Source organism: Algoriphagus mannitolivorans DSM 15301 (assembly GCF_000429425.1).
GTDB classification, from domain to species: Bacteria; Bacteroidota; Bacteroidia; order Cytophagales; family Cyclobacteriaceae; genus Algoriphagus; species Algoriphagus mannitolivorans.
Map to the genome: position 1 here is coordinate 59630 of NZ_AUBV01000006.1, position 22688 is coordinate 82317.

Below are 22688 nucleotides of genomic sequence, written 5' to 3' on the forward strand. Positions count from 1 at the left end.
ACAGCCTCTTTAGCATCAAAAAGCCCTGCCGAAGATTTAATTCGGCAGGGCTTTCTATTATTTTTTGATCAAAAACTGGTTGACGTCCAGCCAATGGATAAAGGCATCAAACCATCGGTTACTTGTCCGATTGGGATTCCCAAGTCCAAAGCCATGGCCGCCATTTTGGTAGAGGTGAAACTCTACCGGTCTGCCTGCTTTGTACCAAGACTCAATGATTCCGGATTGTCCGTTGTACAAAAAGTCATCCGTGGCAATCACATTAAACATCGGTGGGGCATCTGCAGGAACTTCCACCGGGCCCATGCCACCATAGATTGGACCAATAAAGGCCAGTTTCATGGTTTTGGAATTCAAGGTGGAATGCATGGTCAATCCTGCCCCGGCAGAAAAGCCAATCATGCCGATTCGATTGATGTCTACTCCCCATTCCTGAGCCCGATTGACGATCATGGCATAGGCAGCTTCTGCATCTTCCAATTGATTGGAAAGGTCACGCTGAGGAGGACGTGGAGCTGGAGTACCGGATTCGGTTGCTGCAGTAGGTGCCGGCGCAGTACGGGGACGGTTCATCCAAGTGGAAAAGTCCTCGAGTGCAGGCGGAGTTGGATTTAATCGGTACTTCAGGACAAATGCAGCGATGCCTTGCTTGGCTAAAGCTTCAGCCACTTCCCAGCCTTCATTTCCCATAGATAGCCAGCTAAAGCCACCTCCTGGAGCTACGATCACCGCGGCTCCATTGGCTTTCCCGGGTTCAGGTAGGAAAGGAGTCAAGGTCGCCGTAGAGATATTCCGTGCCATGGGATCACCCCACTGCCGAAACCAGGTTTCTGGTGCCGGTTGATTGTCAACCCCGCCTGTATTCAGAAGGATGGCATTGGGTTCAGCAGGGTTTTCGAGGGGGTAAATGGTGCCGTCTTGGGCGAATGCGGGAATGGAAAATGCCAGACAAAAGGCGATCAAGCCTGATGGGATCAGTTTGTTCATAGGGTTAGGTTTTTGGGGTTTGAAAGGAGTAAGATATTGGTTTTCTGTGGGAAAAGTCAGAGGGCTCACCAAATAGATTTTTTGCCGGGATATCTTTTAAAGAGCTGGAATAATACATCGTCCGTCCTGATGGGACTTTGGTCAATTGGGTGGTGATCCATGAAAACCAGAGGTCGAAACCTCTGGCAAGGTGATGGGCCGTCCCTACGGGACTGAAAAGAATAAATGCCGCAGGTATGAGCGATTTCCTAGCCAGCTATGGTTAGGGAGCGGCGGTTGGTCAGCGAAGTCGAACCAAGTCGAACTATTAATGGCTGGTATAATAGAATAAGCATCAGTTTTCCAAAAATGCCTTTAGGAATGGCTGATATTATCCTGAAAACAAAGCCAGAAATTAGTAAAATCAAGATTTGAATTTCTAGCGAATCAATAATTCGTTTGGATAGTCGAGCGTAGTTTCAAACTACGCATAGGCAAGCGTCAAACTACGCTCAGGGAGGGAATTGCAAATTCCTTAAAATAGAAGAGCAGAGCTGACATCTCCGTTTAGAGTCCAACAGTAATTTTGTAATCAGGTTAGAAACTAGTAGTCTAAATTAAGAGGAACCTTTGCTTATTCAACCTCTGATTCTAACCTCAGAAAGTGAACCCCACACCTTTGAAGTTTTTGCAAAATTTGCAATATCTAATGTAACTGATGTTTAATAAGTAAGAATCAATACATCCATTAGAAAATTGGAATCAGTTGAAGTGTTTATCAATAATATTAAAAAGTTATTTAGTCAGTTAAATTTCTCAACACGTATTTTCTAATGATACCTTTTTGTTGTCATTTAAAAAACAACAGGGATTGCTGAAAACCTGAGAAAGAGTAGGTAAAACTAAATGAATTATTTTTATGAAACCTGAACTAAAAACAACTCAGATTAGAGAAATTAGAAAGTCAATTCTATCTTATTATGATCGTGAGGACAAAAAAGAAAAAAGAAATTCAAATAATGTCCAATTTAAAAAGTCATCCACACTTATAGTGTCACCAGAAACCATTCAAACATTGGGTGAAAATGTAGAAGGTTCTGAAAGAGTAGGAAGAATGTTTGATACTCGTACACTTTATCCGCCACATGAATATTTCCATGAATCTTCAGTAAAAGCAAGTAAATTAGATCGTTCAGAAAGTGAATTTTTTCAATCTACAAATAGCTCAAAATCAGAAGATAATTGGCTAAATTTTTCCTTAGTATTGGGTCAATTATTCAATATTGTATATAAAGGAAATTCTTCAATTCCTAGTCTTTCGTATTTTACTACTGGTGGTTCATCTAGTTTTGGTGATATTATTCAATTTAGTACTCCATTTGACAGGAATATTTTTGTGAAATCAAAGATAAATGCATTATTACCAGATATAAAGAATCAATGGTTTTATCTAGATAGAGGAAATCTTGATATAGCAGAGATTGGTATTGAGGCTTATCTTCAAACGCATTTGGCCTGTAGGCCCAGCAATGGAAAGAGTATTCAGACTCAAAAATTCCATAAGTTTTTGGACGTATTTGATTCTGACGAAAATCATCGTGAATTTTATGAACAAAGTGTATTTACAGTTGAGAATTTCATAAAGATTCCAGCTGGTGTTTCGGAATTTACTTTTTCAGTTGGAATTAGGGGCAATATTTATTCAACGAAAGATTTTTCAAATTTTTCCTCTCTTGAAAGCGATAAATATGGATTTGCTCTCCTTGATTTAAGACACACATTATACGGAAAGCAAACCCCTATCTTAAGAGATCCTTTAGGAGCTTGGGAGAAACAACCTTCTGGCGGAGTACTATTATTTATAGAATTAGAATTTTATGAAGCCGAAACACTTTAGGTAAGTTTCCCCGCTAGAGGTGGTCAAATCTTGGTTTGGACTGGGTGGAATTTGTAATTCCACCCTCATATCCTTACCAATTTTTAATTGGTTTTTGTATTGATCTTATTCCATTTTCCTCTGCCAATTTTCTTATATCTATTACTTCAACCCCTCCAAATAACTCACCAAATCCACCAACTCCTGTTCGCTTAGCGGGAAGGCCGGCATCAGGGATTCGGAAAGTTGGGTGATGGATTCAATGTTAGCGAGTTTGTAGATTGTCTGCTCGCCGCTGCCGACCAGCTTCACGATCAGGTCGTTTTCAGTCTTGGAGTTCACAATGCAGCGGATTTCTTTTCCATCCTTGAATTTCACCAGTTGGGTTTCATACCCAAATCCCATTCCTTCAGAAGGATTGATGATGGCATTTATCATGGCGTCACGGCTGAGTTTGGCACCGATCTGGGTGAGCCCAGGTCCGAAGTCTATTCCCTCATTTCCAATTTTATGGCAAGCCAGACAATAGGTGTTGGCAATGGTTTTTCCTTTCTCCAGATCTCCTTTTGCCGAGAGCATTTTCACCAAATCGTAGCCTTGGGCAATGCTGTCCCCATACTTTTCCAGCGCGAGTTGTCGGATATTCCCATTCCAGGAGCTCATCAGGATTTTTTGGGCTGTAGGAAGGAGATCGGCTGGAATCTGGTCCTCCTTGGCAAACTCCCATAAGACAGGTTCAGATTGGTATCCTTTAGCTTCCTCCATGGCCGCAGTTCGGATGGCGTTGGAAGCTTGATCATTTTTCCAGAATTTGCTCAGCAGCCTGGCCATTTCAGGACTATCTACCGCTCCAAACTTCCGGATAGCCAAAATAGCTTTGGCCTCTTCTGGATTTCTCATGGCTTGCTCAGCTTCGGCAAGGCCATAGAGTTGCACAAAAAGCCCTGCAGACTGATTGGCAATAGATCGGTTTTCATCCTGATAAATCATTCCCAAAAGCCGCTCTTTTTGGTCTTTGAGTTGGTATTTTCTGACGATTTCCAGGAAATCACGATCATCTTCAATGCTTCCTGCTTTAGCCTTGGCCAAACTGAAAAGCTGGGAGTCCGGCTTTTTGGAGTCAAAAGCTACCTGTCTCAGGATGATGACCTGATCTTCGTTTTGGCCTTTGGCCAGCAGATTTTTCAGAGTTTGGTTTTTCAATTCTGATGATTGGAAATCCAAGGCTCTATAGTAGCGATGATCTGCGGGACTTTTTTCTGCTAAGATCAGTTCTTCCAAAAGTGCTGGTGTAGTCACCGACCTTGATCTCCAGATCAGATCTTTGGCTTCCTGGGAATTAGTCCATCCCTGACCTATTTTTGCCAAATAGGCCGATAAATAGCTGTTCCAGTGGTATTCGGCCGCAATCCCCAAGGCCTCGAGATACCAGCGGTCTCCGCTTCGATAGCCTTCCGCCAGTTTTAACCAAATTGCGAGGTTTTCTTCGTACCGGATGGCAATGGCCACTTCTCGCCGAACCTGATCGGAAGGATCGGCAGCGAGAACCGGCAAAAATGAAGGATCTTTGATCGGGTGGATTCTAGAAGCTCGGACTGCTGCTACCCGGATATTTTCATCGGCATCTGCAGCAGCTTGCCGGATATATTCCTCCCCGGTGGGAAGATGGCAGAGCACCCAAAATGCCCGGGCTTTCATACGGGAATCATCCGAGGCATAAAGTTTTTCCAAAGCAGCTTTTGCGTCTTCTCCTTTTTCCTTCAAGGCCATAAATGCCTTGAAATGGATCGCCCGATTGGGATTTTGCAGGAGTTCGATTAAGGATTCTACAGAAGAGTAATCTGGAGTCTCAATCTTGTATTTAGACTTTTTCGGAGCGAGACGGTAGATTCTCCCTTTTTCCAAATCACCCACGGCATGGCCACCCACTCCGGGATCGTACCAATCAGAGATGAAGATCGAACCGTCAGGCGCCACCGTCACATCGGAGGGTCGGAACCAGTTGTCTCGCTTGTTGCCATCCAGAATAGGCTTGACCTCTCCCGTAAAGCCTGCCCCGGCCGCTTGGACAGGATACATCCGGATCACATTGGGTCCGGCGTCGGCGTGGATGACTTGATTTTGATATTCAGAGGGGAGGAGCTTGCCTTCGTAGACCAAGATGCCAGTGGGCGAACCCGCATAGTTTTGGATCAAATTGGGAACGACTCCGGGATCATTCAGGTGCCAATGCTGGCGCCAAACCGAATCTTCCATATTCACACGACGGGTTCTCCAGTCGGCCTTGGTTATTTCATCTTTGAACCCATAGTTTCCATAGTCCATCACGTAGTTGATCCGTGTGGAACGGTTTCCATCGTCATCGTTGTCACTTTGCCACATGCGTCCATAGCTGTCTAAGGCGAGTTCGTAGTTGTTTCGGAAATTCCAGGCCAGTACCTCCGGATTGCTTCCATCAGGATCACATCGAAAAACCATCCCTTCCTGATAGGGTGCAGTTTCTGAAATAACTGGCCGGCCTAAAGGATCCAAAATCGGACTTCCATCAGCATAGTGAAGTCCTTTTCCCTCGTTTCCATAGTTGAAATATAGCTTGCCATCGGGTCCGAAGGTGAAGGCATGGATTCCATGATCGTGCTGCACGCCGCCCACACCCGTGAAAAGCACTTCTTTTTTGTCTGGCACATCGTCTCCGTTTTCATCGGTAAACACAAAGACATTGGGGCTGACGGAAACAAAGACCTTATTTCCAAAAATCGCAATTCCCAAAGCCGCATTGATATCCGTGCCTTGGTAGAAGACGGTGGATTTGTCGGCTTTTCCATCCCCATCGGTATCTTCCAAAATTAAAATACGATCACCTTCGGTCTTTACCGGGTTTTTGGGATTGAGTTGATTTCGATAGTTATAAGCTTCCGTAATCCAAACCCGACCCCGGTCGTCAATGTCCATGTTGGTCGGATTCATTAGCATGGGTTCGGAGGCAAAAAGGGTAAGTTCTAGACGCTCATCCATGACTTCTATTCCGTCTAGAGCATATTCCACTGAGCGCTTTTGCTCATCGGTGAGGGCATCGTATTCTTCTTGGGAGAGCTGAGGTCGGGAAGTTTCGCAGGAGAATGCCCATAGGGAAAGACCCAAAAATGAAAGCAATCGGAGTTTCATAAGGTTATTATAGGTTGAGTAGCTTCTTGAAAAATAGTCGATTGTGCTGAAAATGAAAAGGATAATCCCGACTCTGGATTTTACCTACTTCAATTTATCCAAAAGTTCAGTTGCCTTGTTGGAAAACTCTCCTTTCGCACTGCTTGCTATTTTCAGTTGTGCTTTTGCTTCATCTATCTTGTTCATCTGAAGATACCCCAGCGCCTTATACCATGCTATGGAGGCAGAATAGGGTGATTCCTTCGAGATCAAGCTGAAAATCGGAATAGCTTTTTCTGGTCTTCCTGATGCTAGGTGGCTTAGCCCTAGATGGAAAAGAACTTGATCTGACTCGGATTGGGCTAGTAATTGTTCAAAAATAGAAGTGGCTTGATCAAAGCGCTGGGCTTGATACGCCTCCAATCCTTGTTTGAGTTTTGGGTTTTGTGATTGACTGATGAGTCTATCTACCGGGTAAGGTTCGTAATATGCCGAAAACAACTTGGGCCCTTGAGGCAGTGCAAAAGTGTAAAACAAAAACACACCAGCGGCTACAATTATTAATGCGATTACTATTGAAATTAGGATGGATTTGACCCTTGAGCCGGAGCTCTCCGGGGTTTTCCAGGTTTTGCGAAATAGCTCCAATTCTGCTTGATAACGTGGGTTTTCTTCTAGAAGCTTTTCCAGTAAGCTCTTGTCCGAAGGGCTTAATTTCCCCTGAAGGTAGTTTCTAAAAAGCTCATCTTGGTCCATATCTAGAATGCTTCAGGCCGATTTTAAAAATTGGATTAATTCCTCCAAGCTTGCAAAGATTTTGGAATTAACCTCTAATTGAAAAGGATTTTCTTTGACTTGGATTTTTGTTTCAAGCTTAAAAATCCCCGCTTTTTCCAATGCTTTCCTTACCCAATAAGCTAAATGTGCAGGACCTTGAATGGATAATTCGGAGACCTTATCCTGAACTTCCAATCGCCCACTTTGAGGGCTATATTGGTACTTTTTGGAAGGCAAAAGCTGGTTGATTTTTCCGGATATAATCAAATCCTCCGGGCAACCGGAAATCAGGGGATTGCTGCAAGTCATCAGCCAAAACCGGTCTGCGGTCTCCACCGCAATCTCCAAATCATGAGTCACGACTAAAATAGCTTTTTGCTCCTGAATGGCAATTTCCCGCAGCAATTGCATGATCTCAAGACGATTGACCAAATCCAGATGCGCGGTAGGCTCATCCAAAATTATCAGTTCTCCATTCTGGGCAATGGCCCTGGCGATCATGGCTTTTTGTCTTTGCCCATCGCTGATTTCACTCAGTCGTTCTTTGCGGAGGTAGCCGATTTTGGTCCGAGAAATGGCGTTTTCTACCGCCTCCCGATCTTTTTCACTCAATCTCCCAGACCAACCCGTGTGAGGTGTTCTTCCCAAGGCGACCAATTGTTCCACGGTCATATTTCCAGGGAATACAGGCTCGGTCAAAACCACCGCAAGCCGAAGGGCTAGCTGCTCCAAAGAAATGTCAGAAATAGGGCTGCCTTGGAGGATCAATTCCCCTTTCCAAGGATGAATCTGGCCCAAGATAGCTTTGATCAGGGTTGATTTTCCAACTCCATTGGGACCCAAAAGACAGGTGAGTTCCCCCGAATAAAGCTCAAAATTCAGGTTCGTAAGAATTTCCTTTTTAGATCCTTGATGAAGATACCCGAGATGGAGTGACTTTCCCTGAAGCGCTAGGTTTGATTTTGAATTTGTCATCACATTAAAAATCTCGGCTTAGATTACGTTTCAAAATCAGGGATATTACCACTGGAGCTCCGACCAGCGAGGTCACTGCATTGATGGGAAGAGTACTGGAATAGCCCGGCAACTGACCTACTGCATCGCAAAGCAAAAGCAAGATGGCTCCTAGGATTGCGGAAGCCGGAAATAGGACCGCGTGGTCGGATGTTTTCCAGACCATTCGGGCCAAATGTGGCACTGCAATGCCGATAAAGGCGATTGGTCCACAGAATGCTGTAATTCCGCCGGCGAGAATTCCCGTGCTGAGAATCATGATCCAGCGCATTTTCTCCGTATTGACACCCATACTTCGGGCATAATTTTCCCCTAAAAGAAGTGCATTGTAAGACTTAACGGAGAGGAATACCGGAATCAATCCCACCAAATCCAAAGAGCCCAAAATCACAACTTGATTCCAGCCTAAGGCTCCCAGACTACCCATTGACCAAACAGTGAAAAGCTTCAAAGCTTCTGCTCCGGAAAAAAATGATAACACCGATATCACAGCCGATACAGCTGAACCGAACATCAGCCCGACAATTAAAAGCGTCATGCTGTCTTTTACTTTCCAAGCCACTAGGCTGACCAGGGATAAGACCAATCCTGCTCCCAATATACCCGCTATGGCTAAAGCCCAAGAGTTGACTCCGCTAAGCGCAAAGCCAAATGCTGAGCCTGCCAAAATCAATAGGGCTACTCCAAGTCCAGCCCCCGAACTAATCCCCAAAACAAAGGGGCCTGCCAGTGGATTCCTGAAAAAGGTCTGCATTTGAATTCCGCTAAGACTCAATCCTATGCCTGCACAAATGGCCACCAAAGCCTTAGGAAGTCGGTAATTCAGGATGATTTGTTCCCAGGATGACTTCTGCCAATCTCCCGAAAATAGCCCGCTGAGAATATCACCAAAAGGTATCCATACCGAACCCATACCCAGGTTGAACAAGAAGCTCAAGCCAAGGAAAAGGAAAGCGATTGGAAAAAGATATTGGCGGAAATTCATGGAAGAATTGCGGTCTTTCGAAAGGGTTAATTCAACTTCTGATAGAAATATAACTCATACTCCGGCAATAGTTCTGGGTGGAGGATTTTGATCAGGTCTTTTAGGATCAGATCTGGTCTCATATAGCCCAATTCAAAATATTCCAAACCACCTGTTTCTCCTTTTTTCCCAGTGTAGGTAAAAACTTTTCCGTTTTTCCAAGGTGAAAAAGAACGGTAACGAGCCTCTGAATCTCCCATGGATTTCAAATCTGGGAAGTCTGCCGAACCGATCCAATAATCCGCATCCATAGCTCTGTCCAGTACAAATTCATAATTTAACTGAAGGCTTCCAGTCCCACTTTCCGAAGAGAAAATATAGTCTCCACCTGCATTTTCGAGGATTCGTGCTCCCCAGCTTTCGGCACCGGGAGCATACCAGATATCCTGATACATGACTCCGCTAAGGACTTTTGGACGGTCTAAAGTCTTTGCTTCAGCAATCAGTTTTTCAGCCTCCAGATAGTCAGCCTCAATTTTTTCAAATTCGGCCAAAGCCTCCTCATATTTTCCTAGAAGTATCCCGGTAAACTTGATCCATTCTGCGCGACCCAGAGGATGCTGTTCTACATATTCCCCGTTGATCAAAGCTGGGATTCCCGCCTGTGCCAAAAGGTCTAAATACCTCAAATCCTCCCCCAAAGTCGAAATCATAATCCAGCTGGGTTGAAGCTCAATGACCAGTTCTGGATTAGCAGACGGTCCTCTTCCCAGATCCCTCACCTTCCCTTGGGAAATCCAATCCCGTGCTGCCTTGGAAGAGATCAAATCCGGATTGGGGAATGCTCCAAGGCGAGAAGTTTCTCCCAAAATATCCAAGTGTGGAATCTGGGTAGTAGAGGTCAGAGCAACGGTGGAAACAGGGAGTTGAACTACTGCATCAAAGCCTTCCTTGGGGTGTTGGGCACCTTCATTCAGGATAAGATAATGATAGGTTTTTTCGGCTCCGGTATATCCTTGGCTGACGTGAATTTCGAAGAAGTTTTCTCCTTTAAAAATCTCAAATCCTTTGGCATAACTGAGGGGGATCTGAGTTTTTTCGAAGGTGACTGGATCCTTCTTTTGGCATGAAAAAATCAAAAGAAGGAAACTTAATCCAACAACATAAATGATTGGAAAAAAGGAGGTTGATCGTTTGGGGAATTGGATTTTCATCAGAAGATGGCCACAAAATTTTCTACCAAGGTAAAGGAGAGGAAGTCTGCTTTCCAAAATATTTTATGGCTGACCACTTTTTTCACAATGCAAAAAGCCCTTACATTTGCTTCGATGAAGGTTCTCTAGGGTCTCGAAAATTTCGGGATCCAAACTAGAGATTAAAAGGGAATCCGGTGGAACACCGGAGCTGTCCCCGCAACTGTAAGTCTGTCCTTTTTGGAAGTTTCAAGAAGGAAAAATCTTTTGCACTACCGCGCCATTTTTCCAAGACCGACATTGGTCGGAAAGGAGAGAGAAGGCCCGCAAAAGTCAGATGAGCCAGGAGACCTGCCTTGGTCAGCTGATTCTGTGCTTTCGGAGGAAAAGCGAAGAAGACTTGTCGATACGCCCCTTGGGGTTGGTTTTCATTTCTTCCCATTTCTTTCAAGCCCGAATCGAATTGAACTTTAATTCGATCAGGCATGATGCTCGTATTGTGGATGTTTGCTGGATTGGGCTGGATGCCCCTCCAGGACACGGTTTCTTTGTCGGAGATTGAGGTCTCTGCACCTTCTTGGGAGCATTTTGCTTCCGGACAGAAAGTCATTTCCTTTGAAAAGAGGGAGTTGAATGACTATTCTGCCCGGTCCTTGGCTGATCTGTTGCAAGAAAAGTCTCCTGTGTTTGTCCGCCAGTACGGTTCTGGAATGCTCGCTTCTCCGTCCTTTCGGGGTACTTCTGCTGGGCATACGGCTATTTTTTGGAACGGGATCCCTCTTAATAGTCCTTCTTTGGGACAAAGCGATCTGAGTCTGATGCCTATTCAGGCCATAGATCAGGTCCAGTTGCAATTTGGAAGTTCGGGGGCTTTAATGGGAAATGAAGCCATAGGAGGGAGTGTCCACCTGAAGACAAATCCTAGTTTTGAAAAAGGACTGAAGGCCAATTTTTCTCAGACTGCTGGAAGTTATGGGCTTTTCCATTCGGGCACCAGCGTACATTTTTCTTCCCAAAAACTCAGTATCCAATCCAGATTTTACAGACAGTTTTCAGCAAACAAGTTTCGATATCGGGATCTTTCCCTGCCAGGGACTCCTGAGAAATTTCAGGAAAATGCACAGGTGGAGCAAATGGGATGGGTCCAGAACTTGAGTTGGGTCATTGGGGAAAAAGATTTGATCAAAGCTTCCTTTTGGTGGAATCAGGCAGATCGTCAAATCCAGCCGGTCATGGGGTCCAGAACCCGAGACCAGCAGGAAGATCAGAGTTTCCGGGCGGTTTGGGATTACACACATTTTTGGAATAATTCCTCAGCCAACCTCAAACTGGGCTGGGTTCAAGATGAGCTCAATTTCAATGGGATAGATAACCAGACTTCGCAATTTTTCCTTATCCCTGAATGGAATTTTGATTTCTGGGATAATTGGGAATTTAAAGTAGGGGGAAGGGCGACTTTTGCAAAAGGGGAGTTGAGTACCTATTCCGCGAAAGATAACCGTCTGGAAACCTACCAAAGTGCTCTTTGGAGACCGAAGGAGGTACTTTCTCTGAGTTTGAACTTACGGCAATTAGCCTTTGAGGATCTATGGAAGCCCTTTTTGCCAAGTCTTGGAGTAGATTGGATTTTTTGGAAAAAAGAAAAGGAACAATGGATGTTGAAAAGCTCCATGGCAAAAGGATTTAAAGTTCCGACGCTGAATGATCGATTTTGGGAGCCAGGTGGCAATCCGGACTTATTGCCGGAGGAAAGTCTTTCTGGGGAACTTGGCCTACATTGGACAAAAAGGGGATTTTTTAACCTGGAGCAAAGTCTCACCTATTTCCGGATGAAGGTGGATAACTGGATTATTTGGATGCCCATGGGGGCAGTTTGGTCTCCTCAGAATATTCGGAAAGTCACTAATCAAGGATTGGAATACGAAGGGAAATTGGATTGGTCCAGTGGTCCCTTGGATTGGCAGGTTCAGTTGGGTTATTCACTTACCCAAGCTTTGGATCTGACTACTGATTCCAATCGTCCCCAACAGCTGCCTTATACTCCACGTCATCAAACGAATACTGCTTTGAAGGCTGAATTAGGGTCTATTGCCTGGGATTTTTCCGGTACCTGGGTAGGACAGCGGTCCATAGGAACTGGAGATTCCCGCAAAATGGATCCTTTTCATATCTGGAATACGGGAATTTCCTGCTCAGCCTTGAAATGGGGCAAAGTTCAATTTCCAATCAGATTCCAAATCCTCAATCTTTTCAACGCGGATTATCAGGTACTATACCTCCGAGCCATGCCGGGTAGAACTTATCAATTTAATTTATCCATACATCTATGAAGTACATTTTCAAAAATCAACTTTGGGCTCTAGTCCTAGTTTTATTTGCTTTTTCCTGTCAAGACGGAAGTGAAAAACCTCTGGGGAAATATGAAACCGGAGTTCTGATCCTGAATGAAGGTAATTTTGGCACCAATGACGGAGAGGTCTATCATTACAATCCATCCCTCAGAGCCTTGACGGGAGAGGTTTTTGAGTTTGAAAATAGTAGGCCATTTGCCGGTTTATTGGAAGATTTGGTACTGGAGGAAGGTCGACTTTATTTGGTGGCAAACACCGGTAAAATCGAAATTGTAAATCCGGATAATTTCAAATCCATTGGTGCGGTCACTGGCAATTTGGATCAGCCCCGGTCATTGGCAACGGCCTCCGGGAAATTGTTTGTCTCAGATTACGGACCATATGACGCCAATTATCAGACTCCGGATTCTTATGTGGCGGTGATTTCCGGATTAGATGGAGGTGCTGTAAAGACTAAAATCGAGGTTTCCGACAAGCCTGAGGATCTTTTTGTTTCGGGAAAAAATGTATTTGTCGCATGTGCTTCCGGAAAAGTGGAAGTGATAGATGCGGATTCTGAGACTTTAATCAAGACTATTTCTATCCCGGGCAAACCGACCCAGTTCTTGGAATATGGGGGGAAACTTTGGGTTTACTCTTATCAAAGCACTCAGGTTTCATTTCATGCAATTGACCTCGGGAGTCTTCAAGCAGGAGAGGTAAAGTCCAGAGCCCTGCCTAAAGCTACTAGCCGAATTGCTTTGGGAGACGGAGGACAAGTTTACGTGGTGACCAGTTCTGGCTGGCCAAATTATGAAGATGCTGTCGCTATGATTTCATTGGAAAATGAACAGATCAATGCTGCCTGGAAGAAGGGGACAGGATTTTATGGAATTGGCTATGACAGAGAAAGGCAGGAGGTCTATTTGGCCAATGCAAAAGGATTTCAGGGAAATGGGGAAGTGGTGATTTATCAAAAAGATGGAACACAACTGTTATCCATGGAAGTGGGCAGAGGTCCTTCAGGGTTCTTGTTTAGGTAAAAGTCAAAAAAGAGGCTGTCTTTTATGCTGTAGTTTTGTCAGCCTGAGCGTAGTCGAAGGCGGTTTCCGAAATTCTGGAATACATTTCGACTCCCTGCCTAACCATCAGGTAGGAGCTCAATCTGACAATCCCTTCTTTAAAGACAGCCTCATATTATTTCTCCATTTCCTCCAACTTCTTAGTCATCGTATCCTCAAACTTTTCAAGGAGGTCGATGTATTTCTTTTGGATGTTGTCCAAAAACTGCTTTTGGGTGTCTAATTCATAGACTGGATTGTACTGGATTCGGTCGATGACCATGTCCAGCCAAGATTTGCCGTCATCGATCAGATCTGCGTGGAAAGCTTCCACCGTCGCATCACGAGAGCCGGAGAATGGACCTTTGCCCATTTTGTCAAAATACTTGGCGATTACTTTCAGGGCTAATTCATGGGTGATTTCAAAATTGATAATCAGCTGTCTGTTGGTGTTTTCACCGGGTGAGTTTTTGGCCCGATTGGCAAAAATCTTCAAGTCTTCCAAAGCGATGGAAAACTCCTCAAGACATTTTTCGCAGGATTGTGGCAGGGTCTTCATAGGCGATCAATTTTATGGAATTTAACTAAAAAGAATCGGGGAGACCAGAGTCTCCCCAATATTTTATCGGATATTATAGCTCTGCATGAAGGGCTGTCCATTAGGGCTGACACCTTCCAATTTCAGTCTTCCGCTGAATTCCTCGAGGTATTTACCCAAGGCTTTGGGATCTTTGGCAGGCATTTCATTCACATGGGTAATCACGTACCCGTCACGGAATCCTAGGTCTCTCAGATATCCTCTGGAGAGGGAGCTGATTTTGATGCCATAGGGGATTCTCAGTCTGTCCTTTTCTATGGTGTTGACGGCTTCCAGCCTTGCTCCCAAAAGTGCGGAAGAATAATATTCACGTTTTATGATTCCGGTTTGACCTTCTAGGTTTTGCAAAGTCAGGGTCATGGATTTGACATTTCCTCCTCGCATGATATCCACCTTGACCTGATCGCCTGGATAATAATAGGAGAGAGCTTCCTCAAAGCTTCCCTTGCCGGTAATCTTCCAATCTCCGATCTGAAGGATCACATCATTCTTTTGCAAGCCTGCTTTTTCGGCTGCACCTTCTCTCAAGGTATGCGTGACAATGACTCCGTCCAGAGTTTTGAGTTTCATTTCCTCAGCCAACTCAGGCGTGATTTCCACTACATCCACACCAGGGATGGCTTTCTGAACTTCCCCGAATTTGATCAGGTCATTGGCGACTTTCATGGCTACATCTACCGGCACGGCAAATCCATAACCGGTATAGGATCCTGTTCTGGAAAGTATGGCAGTGTTTATTCCCACCAATTCTCCATTTACATTGACCAAAGCACCTCCGGAATTTCCGGGATTGATAGGTGCGTCAGTTTGGATAAAGCTTTCCAATGGAAAATCTCCCCCAAGAATATTGATCTGTCTTTCTTTGGCGGAAACAATCCCAGCTGTGACCGTGGAGGTCAGATTAAATGGATTTCCAACTGCAAGCACCCATTCTCCGATTTTCAGGTTTCGGCTGGAGCCACGTTTGATTTCAGGAAGGTTGCTTGCTTCAATTTTTAGAACAGCGATATCCGTGTTTTTATCCGTCCCAACCAATTTGGCTTTGTAGGTTCGTTTTTGATGAACCACCTCGATGGTTTCTGCTCGGTCGATCACGTGATTGTTGGTGACGATATAGCCGTCCTTGGAAATGATCACTCCCGATCCGGTGGACACTTGCTGGGAAGGCCCAGTGCCGAAGAAATAGTCAAACATGCTATACCTTCGGTAGTCCGTTCCGCTGAAATTCTTGATGAAAACCACAGACTCGGTGCTGTTTTGGGAGGCTTCTATAAAAGAAGTGGTCGGATCAATTTTCTCAAGTGATGAGTTGGGCTGGAAGTCATTGGCCAACTGGGTGGTAAGTCGGGATTCCGGGAATCCGGAATTTTGAAAATCCTTTGCCTCAGGGGCTTGTATGGAAAGCCAAAATGCGGCTCCGGCGATACCCGAAAGGAAGGAAATGGCGATAGATTTCACAGTTGAGTTCATAGTAATTATTTACTGAATGAAATGAAATAGGTTTTCAGTCGATTTTCCCCTTCACATTTTTTAAGAGCTGAATAGAGAGTCTGGAGTTCAAAAATTGTCCCAAATGCCAAAATGTGACGGGATGTACAAGGAAAAGTCAGTCCATTTGGTAATTTTGTCAGCCTTAGACAGAACCTTCCGTCGTCCGGAAGGTTTTTACATTGGTAAGAATCGATCTGAATGATAGAACCCAAGCGTATAGCCATCCTGGGAAGTACAGGAAGTATTGGAACCCAAACTTTAGAGGTCATCCGAAAGCACCCGGAAGATTTTGTCGTAGAGGTCCTTACTGCACAAAACAACTGTGATCTCCTTATAGAACAGGCTTTGGAATTCCAGCCTAATGCCGTGGTCATTGGCAATGAATCCAAATATCAACAGGTCAAAGAAGCTTTGATTCCGCATGATATCAAGGTTTTTGCAGGGCAAAAGTCCATTGCTCAAGTCGTGGAAATGGATTCCATCGACGTGGTTCTGACGGCCTTGGTAGGATATTCGGGATTGATTCCGACGGTGCATGCCATCAAAGCCGGAAAGCAGATAGCTTTAGCCAACAAGGAGACTTTGGTGGTGGCCGGCGAGATTATCACCGCTTTGGCCAGGGAAAACGGTGTGAATATCTATCCGGTGGACTCAGAGCATTCTGCCATTTTCCAATGTTTGGTTGGGGAATTTCATAATCCGATTGAGAAAATAATCCTGACTGCCTCAGGTGGTCCATTCCGTGGAAAAGATCGGTCTTTTTTGGAGACTGTCACCCGGGAGCAGGCGCTCAAACATCCCAACTGGGATATGGGTGCCAAGATTACCATTGATTCGGCCTCATTGATGAACAAAGGCCTGGAAGTCATCGAGGCAAAATGGCTTTTCGGCTTGAAAACCGAGCAGATCGAAGTAGTCGTGCATCCTCAAAGTATCATCCATTCCCTGGTGCAATTTGAAGACGGTTCGATCAAAGCACAACTTGGACTCCCGGATATGCGTATCCCAATTCAGTTTGCCTTGAGCTATCCACATCGTTTGAAGAGTGACTTCGAGCGATTTGACTTCACCAGATACCCACAATTGACCTTCGAGCAACCGGATCTTGAGACTTTCCGGAATCTCCAACTTGCCTTTGATGCTTTGGCAAAAGGGGGCAATGCTCCTTGTGTACTCAATGCTGCCAACGAAATTGCTGTGGCTGCATTTTTGAACCGGGAAGTAGGGTTTCTGGAAATGTCGGATTTGATAGCCGAAACAATGATCCAAACGGAATTTATTGCCCGTCCAAGTTTGGAAGATTATGTGCAGACAGATCTGCGGGCAAGAGAAGTAACTGAAAATTTAATAAAGTCTAGAGTATAAATGGAAACTTTGATCATGGTGGGCCAGCTGTTGCTGGGCTTGTCTATTTTGGTAGGCCTTCACGAGCTGGGACACTTGCTTACCGCCAAAATGTTTGGCATGAGAGTAGAAAAATTCTCCATTGGCTTTCCTCCAAAGATTGCAGGATTCCAATGGGGTGAAACGGAATATTCCATCGGGGCTATTCCATTAGGAGGATTTGTAAAAATCTCCGGGATGGTAGATGAATCCATGGATACCGAGCAGATGGCTGCAGAGCCTCAGCCTTGGGAATTCCGATCCAAGCCGGCATGGCAGCGCTTGATCGTAATGCTGGGCGGGATTATCGTGAATGTGATCACCGGGATTGTCATTTTTGTGTTTTTGGTGTATAACAATGGAGAAACTTATTTTTCCCGTGATCAAATCATCGAAAATGGAATTGTAGCCTATGAATACGGTGAATCCATCGGACTTCAGACGGGGGACAAGATATTAGACATAAACGGTGAACCATATAACAGCATCACGGACCTGACTAGCGGAGCTGCCTTATTGAGCGAGGATGGATACTACACGGTGGACCGTGATGGAGAAACTCTTCAAATCGCAATCCCTAGAGGCTTTATCAATACGTTTAATTCAGAGGAAGCATTTTCCAAATTCGTGGGAATCCGGTTTCCATTTGAAGTAGGGGTAGTGGATAAAGGAAGCGGAGCCGAAGCAGCAGGAATTGAGGTTGGAGACAAAATCCTGGCCGTCAATGGACAGGAGGTTTACTACTTTGATGAAATGCAATCGACCTTGAAAGGCTTGGTGAATAAGGAAGCTGAAATCATCCGTCAGCAGGGCTCAGCAATAGACACTTTGATGATTCCGGTGACCGAAGATGCCCGAATCGGAATTGCGGTGAATCCCCTGATCGAGCCGGTCAAGCGTAATTATGCCTTTGGCGAAGCGATTTCCAAAGGGACTTCCAAAGCCTTCGGTGTAGTGATTGTCAATGCCAAAGCTTTGGGCAAAATGTTTACAGGGGATGTATCTCCTAAAAATGTGAGCGGTCCAATCGGAATGGCTAAAATTTATGGTGCCTCTTGGGATTGGGTAAAATTCTGGAGCATCACAGGTTTGATTTCCATGATTTTGGCCTTTATGAATTTATTGCCGATTCCTGCCTTGGACGGTGGACACGTGATGTTCTTGCTTTATGAAATGGTATCAGGACGAGCTCCATCCGATAAGTTTTTGGAAAATGCCCAGAAAGTTGGAATGGTGATTCTTTTGGCATTGATGGTATTTGCCATTGGAAATGATATTCTGAAGTTTTTCACCGGAAGTTAATTTCCCAAAGAAGATTAAAAAGTAAGGCCGGATAATTCCGGCCTTTTTTGTTATTCAGACTTTTCCTCCAGAACACTGGGGACTTTCCATTTTACACTTCCCACCCCTCGGCTTTCAGCTATTTGGAATGCTTTGGAGCTTCTCCTTTTCTCATAAATCATCGCAAAAGTCATGATCAAACTAGTTCCGATGATGACAAAAAGTAGAATCCCCGGTTCGAAACTGGCAATCTGAGCTTCTACAGGAATGGCATAAAACAGCAATACCGTAATCAAACCTCTAGGGGCGATAAAGACTTGTGGCAAAATATCTTTCCCCTCGAAAATCAGGAGCAAAACAAAGCGGATCGCATAGATGGAAAGAATCAGCAAAGTGCTGATCATCGCCACCTCAAAACTGAAAAGTGAGGTAATCGCAATGGTCAATCCGAATATTACAAAGAAGAAGGTGCGGACCACAAAGGCAGTTTCTGCCGTGATGATGTGGAGTTCATGATAGATGTGATGTGCCTTCTCGAAGTTGACCCAGCGGGCCAATTTCCCCTGGAAAAACAAGCGCATGTTCGCTATTACCAACCCGAAAATCAAAATGATGATCAAAGAAGAGAGGTGCATCTTCTTGCCGACGGCATAGAGTAAAAGCAAAACTGCAATCAACAAAAAGAGTTTTACCTGACTTTTGATGTTTTGGAAAATCAGGATAATGGAGTAGCTGGCCACAATGGAGATGGCGACAGTAAGGAGGAAATTTCCACCAAAACCCACCAGACCGGTGTCTTCGGCGGGGCTGAACTTTCCACTCAGGAAATAAAAAAGCATAATTCCCAAGATGTCTGAAAAGGTGCTTTCGTAGATATGAAACTCCCGTTTTTTACTTTTCAATCCGATCACACTCGGAATAATAATGGCGCTGGAGAGAATAGAAAGTGGGGTGGCATAGAGCCAGGCCGATTCCCAAGTCATTTCCGGGATGTAATAGTATAGAATATAGGCTGCGGCCCAGGTTGAGGCCAACAATCCAATCAAAGCAATCCCCAGGGATTTGAGAATAGGAATGAGTTTGTCCCGCTTGAGCTCTAACTCCAAAGCAGCTTCCAGCACAATCATAATTAAGCCCACAATTCCCAAGACTTCCAAAATCGGGAAGAAATCCATGGTCTCAGAAGTGTAGCTTTTGAGGATGTATTGGAGTCCAATCCCCAGCCCGATCAAAAGCAGAACGGCAGGGATGTTGGTCTTTTTGGAAATTCCATTGAAAAGGAAGGATAAGATGATGATCACCGATACTTCGATGATCAGATTATAGGATGATATGATTTCCATTACTTGTCAAAATTTTCTGAATTGTGGGTTGCCATTTCATTTTCGTGGAGGAAGTTGATCAAATCCTCATTAGAGGCTCCTTTGGCCAAGGTATAGTGCAAGAGATAAACGTGTTCTGTGCTTCCTTTTTTGAGTCGGATTTCCTTCCCCAAAGCCAAAACAGGATGGTTGAAAACGAGATTTTTGATCTCATTATAGGGAAGTTGGGATTTGAGGAAAATAGCCCGTTGCTGAGTGGCTTGGGTGGAGAGTAGCGTAAATCCGGCTTTGTTGAAGGATTTGTACCAAACCCAGCGCTCTCCCTGATCCGTAGCGATTGCCATGCCCAGGCTGGCAATTTTTTGGATTTTTCCCCGGATTTTCCCGGCTTGGACCACCGTGCCTTCCGATACCATAGCGCTGGATCGGATTACCAATCCGCTGACATAATTTTCCAGTTGCCTGAATCCTAATCCCACGACAATAAGTACAAGGAATCCATGGGGCAATGGGTCCAGACTGACGAATCCACCGATGACTATCAGCCAGGCAATCGGCTTATACAGCAGGCGGATTCTATGGAGCCAATAGAGATTTCGGTCGCTTATCCGCTTTTTTTTCAAGTAATCAGAAATCAGCAGGAAGCAAAAAAAGAATACTAGGTAAACTCCCGAAACTGTCAGAATTAAGAAGATCAAATCATTCCATGAGGTCATAACAATCGGGGCTAGTTGGCGAGTAATTCATGATAAACCAAAACAGCGTACAGGTCTTGCCTTACGGAGTTTTTTACCATCAATTGACCTTGAGTATTTCTTTCCAAAATATTGATGTTCAGAAGTTTTCGGACAGCTGGCTTGTACTTTGTCTCGTAGTTTTGAGTGAATAGCCTCTTCAGCTCGAGATCTGTGCAGTATCCAAACAGCAGGCAATGCTTCAAAATCAGAAGCTCGGGAGTTTGAAGAAAATCGTTGAGATGGGTTTCTTTTTCAGTAAAGCGGATTGTCCCTTCGGGTTGGATATCGGTACAAAAGATCCAGGCCTGAAGTACTGCTCCGATATTGAAATCGTGCTTTTTGGCCAGCCAATTGATTTTTTTCCGGATTTGAATTTCCGTCATCCAGACACCTTCTTTTTCAAAGATCTTTTTATGCGAAGCTCCATGCCGAAGCATCACCGCTTTGTAGATTTCATCAAATTTGGCGGTTTTGACTTCCAAAAGGTTGGTAAACCCTTCCGAGAAATTCATTAACGTATCCAAGTGAAGGCAAAGTGATTTGGTAATTCCCAGAATCACAAATGCTTTGGAGTAGTTGGTGTTGATAAACTCAATCAGGGCCGCTGCATTGTCGGCCAATGAGGTTTCCTCGTTTCGCCAAAGATGCAGGTCATCCAACACGACAATCTGTCGGGAGTTATGCAATGATCTGCTGATGAAATTCAGGGCCTGACCCAGATTTTCGGTAGTTTTGAATTTCCGTCCTTCCACCGTGATGTTCTCATTAGGCTGAAGGATCAGGACTTCTTTGGCCGGAAATAAATGAGCGGCAAATTCCAAAAGGGTTGATTTTCCGCTGAGTGGAGGCCCAATGACTGCAAGGGAACGATTGTTTCCTTTTTTCCAAAGGTTGACCACAGATCTGATTTCTTCTTCTTGGGCAGGTCTCCTGACCATAAACAGGTCTCCCAGGAAGTTTTTGTTTTGGAAAAGAGCGTGGTAATGATCCGGTATTTCTTTTTCATTCCGGGTTTCCAAAATGCCCAATGCGATTTCCAGCTTTTGATGCGGAGTGGTTTGGGTGACCACCTTCATTTTGTTGCCCAGCCGGGACCAAAGGCTACCAATGGTTTGGGTCCAGATATTCTTCTTTTTGGAGCTGCTTCTTAGGCGGGCAAAATTGGTCTGAAGAGGTACCTTGAGGTATTCGGCCTGCCTGTAAACCTCGGAGACTTTAAATTCTTTCTCCAGCAATTCCTCGATCAGATGAACCGGATGTTCATTTTGGTTGGCGGTAAGTTTTTCTTTTTCAATGATCTCCTTCCAGGATTGGATTTCGCCCTGCACATTGGGAGGAGAGCTGGCTCCTTTGGCAAAACTCAAGCTGTTTTTGATCCTATTGGCGACGTTGAGCAGCTGGGATGATACCGCTTCTTGATGATCCCAGAGGTCGATCATTTCTGGAAGAATTCGGTAATCCATCCATTTTTGGGTGTTTTTTCGGAAATCGACTTTCTTAATTATGAGATATCCTTCCTGTGTTTGCACCGGAATGGAAAGTTCTTTAAGCAGATTGATTTGATCTTCCAGCTGTCGGATATTGGAATCTGAATTGATTTCCTGGGCTTTGCCGGAGCTCAAAAGAGCAGAGAAACTGGCAATGACCTGATCGACTTCTTTTTGGTTTTGATCCAACAGCATCAAGTCTTCCAGACACTGGTTTGTTTTTTCTTGATAAAAGCGGTTGGTCATCACCACTTCATCCTTCATTTTGAGGACGAGTTTTCGGATTTTGGTGTAATCCTCCTGTGTCTTTTTCAGTTGCCGTCCGCAATCGGCGATTTGATCGAGTTGCTTTTGAATGGCCTCAAACTGGGACTTATAGATTTCTCGTGGATTTGAAAAGTGCTTGATGGAATCCAGTTTTTGCTTGAACAAGTCCTCTCTGCTGTTCATACTTTCGTATTCACTGGAGAAAAACCCTTCCATTTTTTGGCATTCCTGAACCAATAAGCTCATGACTTCCTGCCGGTGGTTATTTTCCTTTTCCTCAGAAATAAAGCCCTCTAAATGCCTCAATTCCGCAATAGAGAGTTGGAAAAGCGAATCACGAATCAGAAATAGAATGGATTTGAATCGGTCTGGGTAGGAAAAGTGAAATAGATAGTTCGCGGCTAAATGCGTGGCTTTACTCTCATCCAATTCCAGAAAGCACTGCTCCTCTACCTTCAGAAAAGAATGAATAAGCTGCATACCTTGGTGGTGCAGGTATATCTGGAGTTCGTCTGATTCAGTGATTTGAGATAGCCCATGATTGAAATCCCGAAAATCATTCAGAAATAAATCCACCAAAGATTCTTGGGACTCTGTCGGGATATTTGGGGATTCGGATAAAGTTGACATGATTAGGCAATTCTTTTTCAAAGTAAAAAAATGGGCTGAATAAATCTGAATCCTTTAGAATTTGATTTTTCAGAATTAGCCTTTAGAATTTTTTGAAAAAGGTAATTTCTGGGATTTGTTATCAAGGTGATCGAAGTTAGCAAGAAATGGTTTTTCTTTTTTGAAGC

16 protein-coding genes and 1 riboswitch are annotated in these 22688 nt (G+C 44.4%); of the genes, 5 read left to right on the plus strand and 11 right to left on the minus strand.

Annotated elements, in window-relative coordinates; translation table 11 throughout:
- Window positions 1–57 precede the first annotated feature (57 nt).
- Window positions 58–987, minus strand: coding sequence for an alpha/beta hydrolase (locus G458_RS0106960; RefSeq protein ID WP_026951264.1), 930 nt, complete (start codon window positions 985–987; stop codon window positions 58–60).
- An 898-nt stretch (window positions 988–1885) separates the two neighbouring features.
- Between G458_RS0106960 and G458_RS0106970 the strand changes: the two genes are divergently transcribed.
- A complete protein-coding gene (locus tag G458_RS0106970) occupies window positions 1886–2863 on the plus strand; it encodes a hypothetical protein (RefSeq protein ID WP_026951265.1) in 978 nt (325 codons plus the stop codon).
- Window positions 2864–3004: 141 nt separating this feature from the next.
- Here G458_RS0106970 and G458_RS0106975 read toward each other — a convergent pair whose 3' ends face one another.
- From G458_RS0106975 to G458_RS0106995, 5 genes are all read right to left on the minus strand, one after another.
- Entirely contained in the window at window positions 3005–6007 is a 3003-nt protein-coding gene (locus G458_RS0106975; RefSeq protein WP_026951266.1) for a PVC-type heme-binding CxxCH protein, read from the minus strand.
- Window positions 6008–6091: 84 nt separating this feature from the next.
- Window positions 6092–6742, minus strand: a complete 651-nt coding sequence (locus G458_RS0106980) for a tetratricopeptide repeat protein (RefSeq protein WP_026951267.1) — start codon at window positions 6740–6742, stop codon at window positions 6092–6094.
- Between the two features lie 12 nt (window positions 6743–6754).
- On the minus strand, window positions 6755–7738 hold the full coding sequence (locus tag G458_RS0106985) for an ABC transporter ATP-binding protein (RefSeq protein WP_026951268.1): 984 nt from the start codon (window positions 7736–7738) through the stop codon (window positions 6755–6757).
- Between the two features lie 4 nt (window positions 7739–7742).
- The gene (locus G458_RS0106990; protein ID WP_026951269.1) at window positions 7743–8762 is read right to left on the minus strand and encodes an iron ABC transporter permease; all 1020 of its coding nucleotides are present in this window, start codon (window positions 8760–8762) and stop codon (window positions 7743–7745) included.
- A gap of 26 nt (window positions 8763–8788) precedes the next feature.
- On the minus strand, window positions 8789–9955 hold the full coding sequence (locus G458_RS0106995) for an ABC transporter substrate-binding protein (RefSeq protein WP_051287133.1): 1167 nt from the start codon (window positions 9953–9955) through the stop codon (window positions 8789–8791).
- Between the two features lie 101 nt (window positions 9956–10056).
- Window positions 10057–10307: riboswitch (cobalamin riboswitch) on the plus strand.
- 112 nt (window positions 10308–10419) lie between these two features.
- On the opposite strand from G458_RS0106995, the gene G458_RS0107010 reads away from it, so the two are divergent.
- The gene (locus G458_RS0107010) at window positions 10420–12264 is read left to right on the plus strand and encodes a TonB-dependent receptor plug domain-containing protein (RefSeq protein ID WP_051287096.1); all 1845 of its coding nucleotides are present in this window, start codon (window positions 10420–10422) and stop codon (window positions 12262–12264) included.
- Complete coding sequence (locus G458_RS0107015; RefSeq protein ID WP_035467885.1) at window positions 12261–13307, plus strand: YncE family protein; 1047 nt, start codon at window positions 12261–12263, stop codon at window positions 13305–13307. The genes G458_RS0107010 and G458_RS0107015 overlap by 4 nt, the downstream gene beginning before the upstream one ends.
- Window positions 13308–13461: 154 nt before the next feature.
- On the opposite strand, the gene G458_RS0107020 is transcribed toward G458_RS0107015, so the two are convergent.
- Window positions 13462–13884: a nucleotidyltransferase substrate binding protein gene (locus G458_RS0107020; protein WP_026951274.1), complete on the minus strand. Its 423-nt coding sequence runs from the start codon at window positions 13882–13884 to the stop codon at window positions 13462–13464.
- A gap of 63 nt (window positions 13885–13947) precedes the next feature.
- Window positions 13948–15393, minus strand: coding sequence for a S1C family serine protease (locus tag G458_RS0107025; protein ID WP_026951275.1), 1446 nt, complete (start codon window positions 15391–15393; stop codon window positions 13948–13950).
- A gap of 219 nt (window positions 15394–15612) precedes the next feature.
- Between G458_RS0107025 and G458_RS0107035 the strand changes: the two genes are divergently transcribed.
- Entirely contained in the window at window positions 15613–16779 is a 1167-nt protein-coding gene (locus G458_RS0107035) for a 1-deoxy-D-xylulose-5-phosphate reductoisomerase (RefSeq protein ID WP_026951276.1), read from the plus strand.
- The gene (gene rseP / locus G458_RS0107040; protein ID WP_026951277.1) at window positions 16780–18099 is read left to right on the plus strand and encodes an RIP metalloprotease RseP; all 1320 of its coding nucleotides are present in this window, start codon (window positions 16780–16782) and stop codon (window positions 18097–18099) included. It abuts the gene before it with no gap.
- Between the two features lie 50 nt (window positions 18100–18149).
- Here the strand turns inward: rseP and G458_RS20345 are convergent, their stop codons facing one another.
- Genes G458_RS20345 through G458_RS0107055 form a run of 3 tightly spaced genes read right to left on the minus strand, consistent with a single transcriptional unit; the run spans window position 18150 to window position 22521 of the window.
- On the minus strand, window positions 18150–19421 hold the full coding sequence (locus G458_RS20345; protein ID WP_035467886.1) for a cation:proton antiporter domain-containing protein: 1272 nt from the start codon (window positions 19419–19421) through the stop codon (window positions 18150–18152).
- A complete protein-coding gene (locus tag G458_RS0107050; RefSeq protein ID WP_026951278.1) occupies window positions 19421–20116 on the minus strand; it encodes a hypothetical protein in 696 nt (231 codons plus the stop codon). The genes G458_RS20345 and G458_RS0107050 overlap by 1 nt, the downstream gene beginning before the upstream one ends.
- A gap of 11 nt (window positions 20117–20127) precedes the next feature.
- Window positions 20128–22521 carry a P-loop NTPase family protein gene (locus tag G458_RS0107055; protein WP_026951279.1) on the minus strand — a complete coding sequence of 798 codons (2394 nt, stop codon included), beginning with the start codon at window positions 22519–22521 and terminating at the stop codon, window positions 20128–20130.
- Window positions 22522–22688 lie beyond the last annotated feature (167 nt).

Excerpts from the sequence above, each read along its gene's own strand:
- rseP (WP_026951277.1), top strand. The coding sequence starts at position 16,780 with ATGGAAACTTTGATCATGGTGGGCCAGCTGTTGCTGGGCTTGTCTATT.
- G458_RS0106980 (WP_026951267.1), bottom strand. The coding sequence starts at position 6,742 with ATGGACCAAGATGAGCTTTTTAGAAACTACCTTCAGGGGAAATTAAGC.
- G458_RS0107035 (WP_026951276.1), top strand. The coding sequence starts at position 15,613 with ATGATAGAACCCAAGCGTATAGCCATCCTGGGAAGTACAGGAAGTATT.
- G458_RS0107020 (WP_026951274.1), bottom strand. The coding sequence starts at position 13,884 with ATGAAGACCCTGCCACAATCCTGCGAAAAATGTCTTGAGGAGTTTTCC.
- G458_RS20345 (WP_035467886.1), bottom strand. The coding sequence starts at position 19,421 with ATGGAAATCATATCATCCTATAATCTGATCATCGAAGTATCGGTGATC.
- G458_RS0106970 (WP_026951265.1), top strand. The coding sequence starts at position 1,886 with ATGAAACCTGAACTAAAAACAACTCAGATTAGAGAAATTAGAAAGTCA.
- G458_RS0107050 (WP_026951278.1), bottom strand. The coding sequence starts at position 20,116 with ATGACCTCATGGAATGATTTGATCTTCTTAATTCTGACAGTTTCGGGA.
- G458_RS0106995 (WP_051287133.1), bottom strand. The coding sequence starts at position 9,955 with ATGAAAATCCAATTCCCCAAACGATCAACCTCCTTTTTTCCAATCATT.
- G458_RS0106975 (WP_026951266.1), bottom strand. The coding sequence starts at position 6,007 with ATGAAACTCCGATTGCTTTCATTTTTGGGTCTTTCCCTATGGGCATTC.
- G458_RS0107055 (WP_026951279.1), bottom strand. The coding sequence starts at position 22,521 with ATGTCAACTTTATCCGAATCCCCAAATATCCCGACAGAGTCCCAAGAA.
- G458_RS0107025 (WP_026951275.1), bottom strand. The coding sequence starts at position 15,393 with ATGAACTCAACTGTGAAATCTATCGCCATTTCCTTCCTTTCGGGTATC.
- G458_RS0107015 (WP_035467885.1), top strand. The coding sequence starts at position 12,261 with ATGAAGTACATTTTCAAAAATCAACTTTGGGCTCTAGTCCTAGTTTTA.
- G458_RS0106960 (WP_026951264.1), bottom strand. The coding sequence starts at position 987 with ATGAACAAACTGATCCCATCAGGCTTGATCGCCTTTTGTCTGGCATTT.
- G458_RS0106990 (WP_026951269.1), bottom strand. The coding sequence starts at position 8,762 with ATGAATTTCCGCCAATATCTTTTTCCAATCGCTTTCCTTTTCCTTGGC.
- G458_RS0106985 (WP_026951268.1), bottom strand. The coding sequence starts at position 7,738 with ATGACAAATTCAAAATCAAACCTAGCGCTTCAGGGAAAGTCACTCCAT.
- G458_RS0107010 (WP_051287096.1), top strand. The coding sequence starts at position 10,420 with ATGATGCTCGTATTGTGGATGTTTGCTGGATTGGGCTGGATGCCCCTC.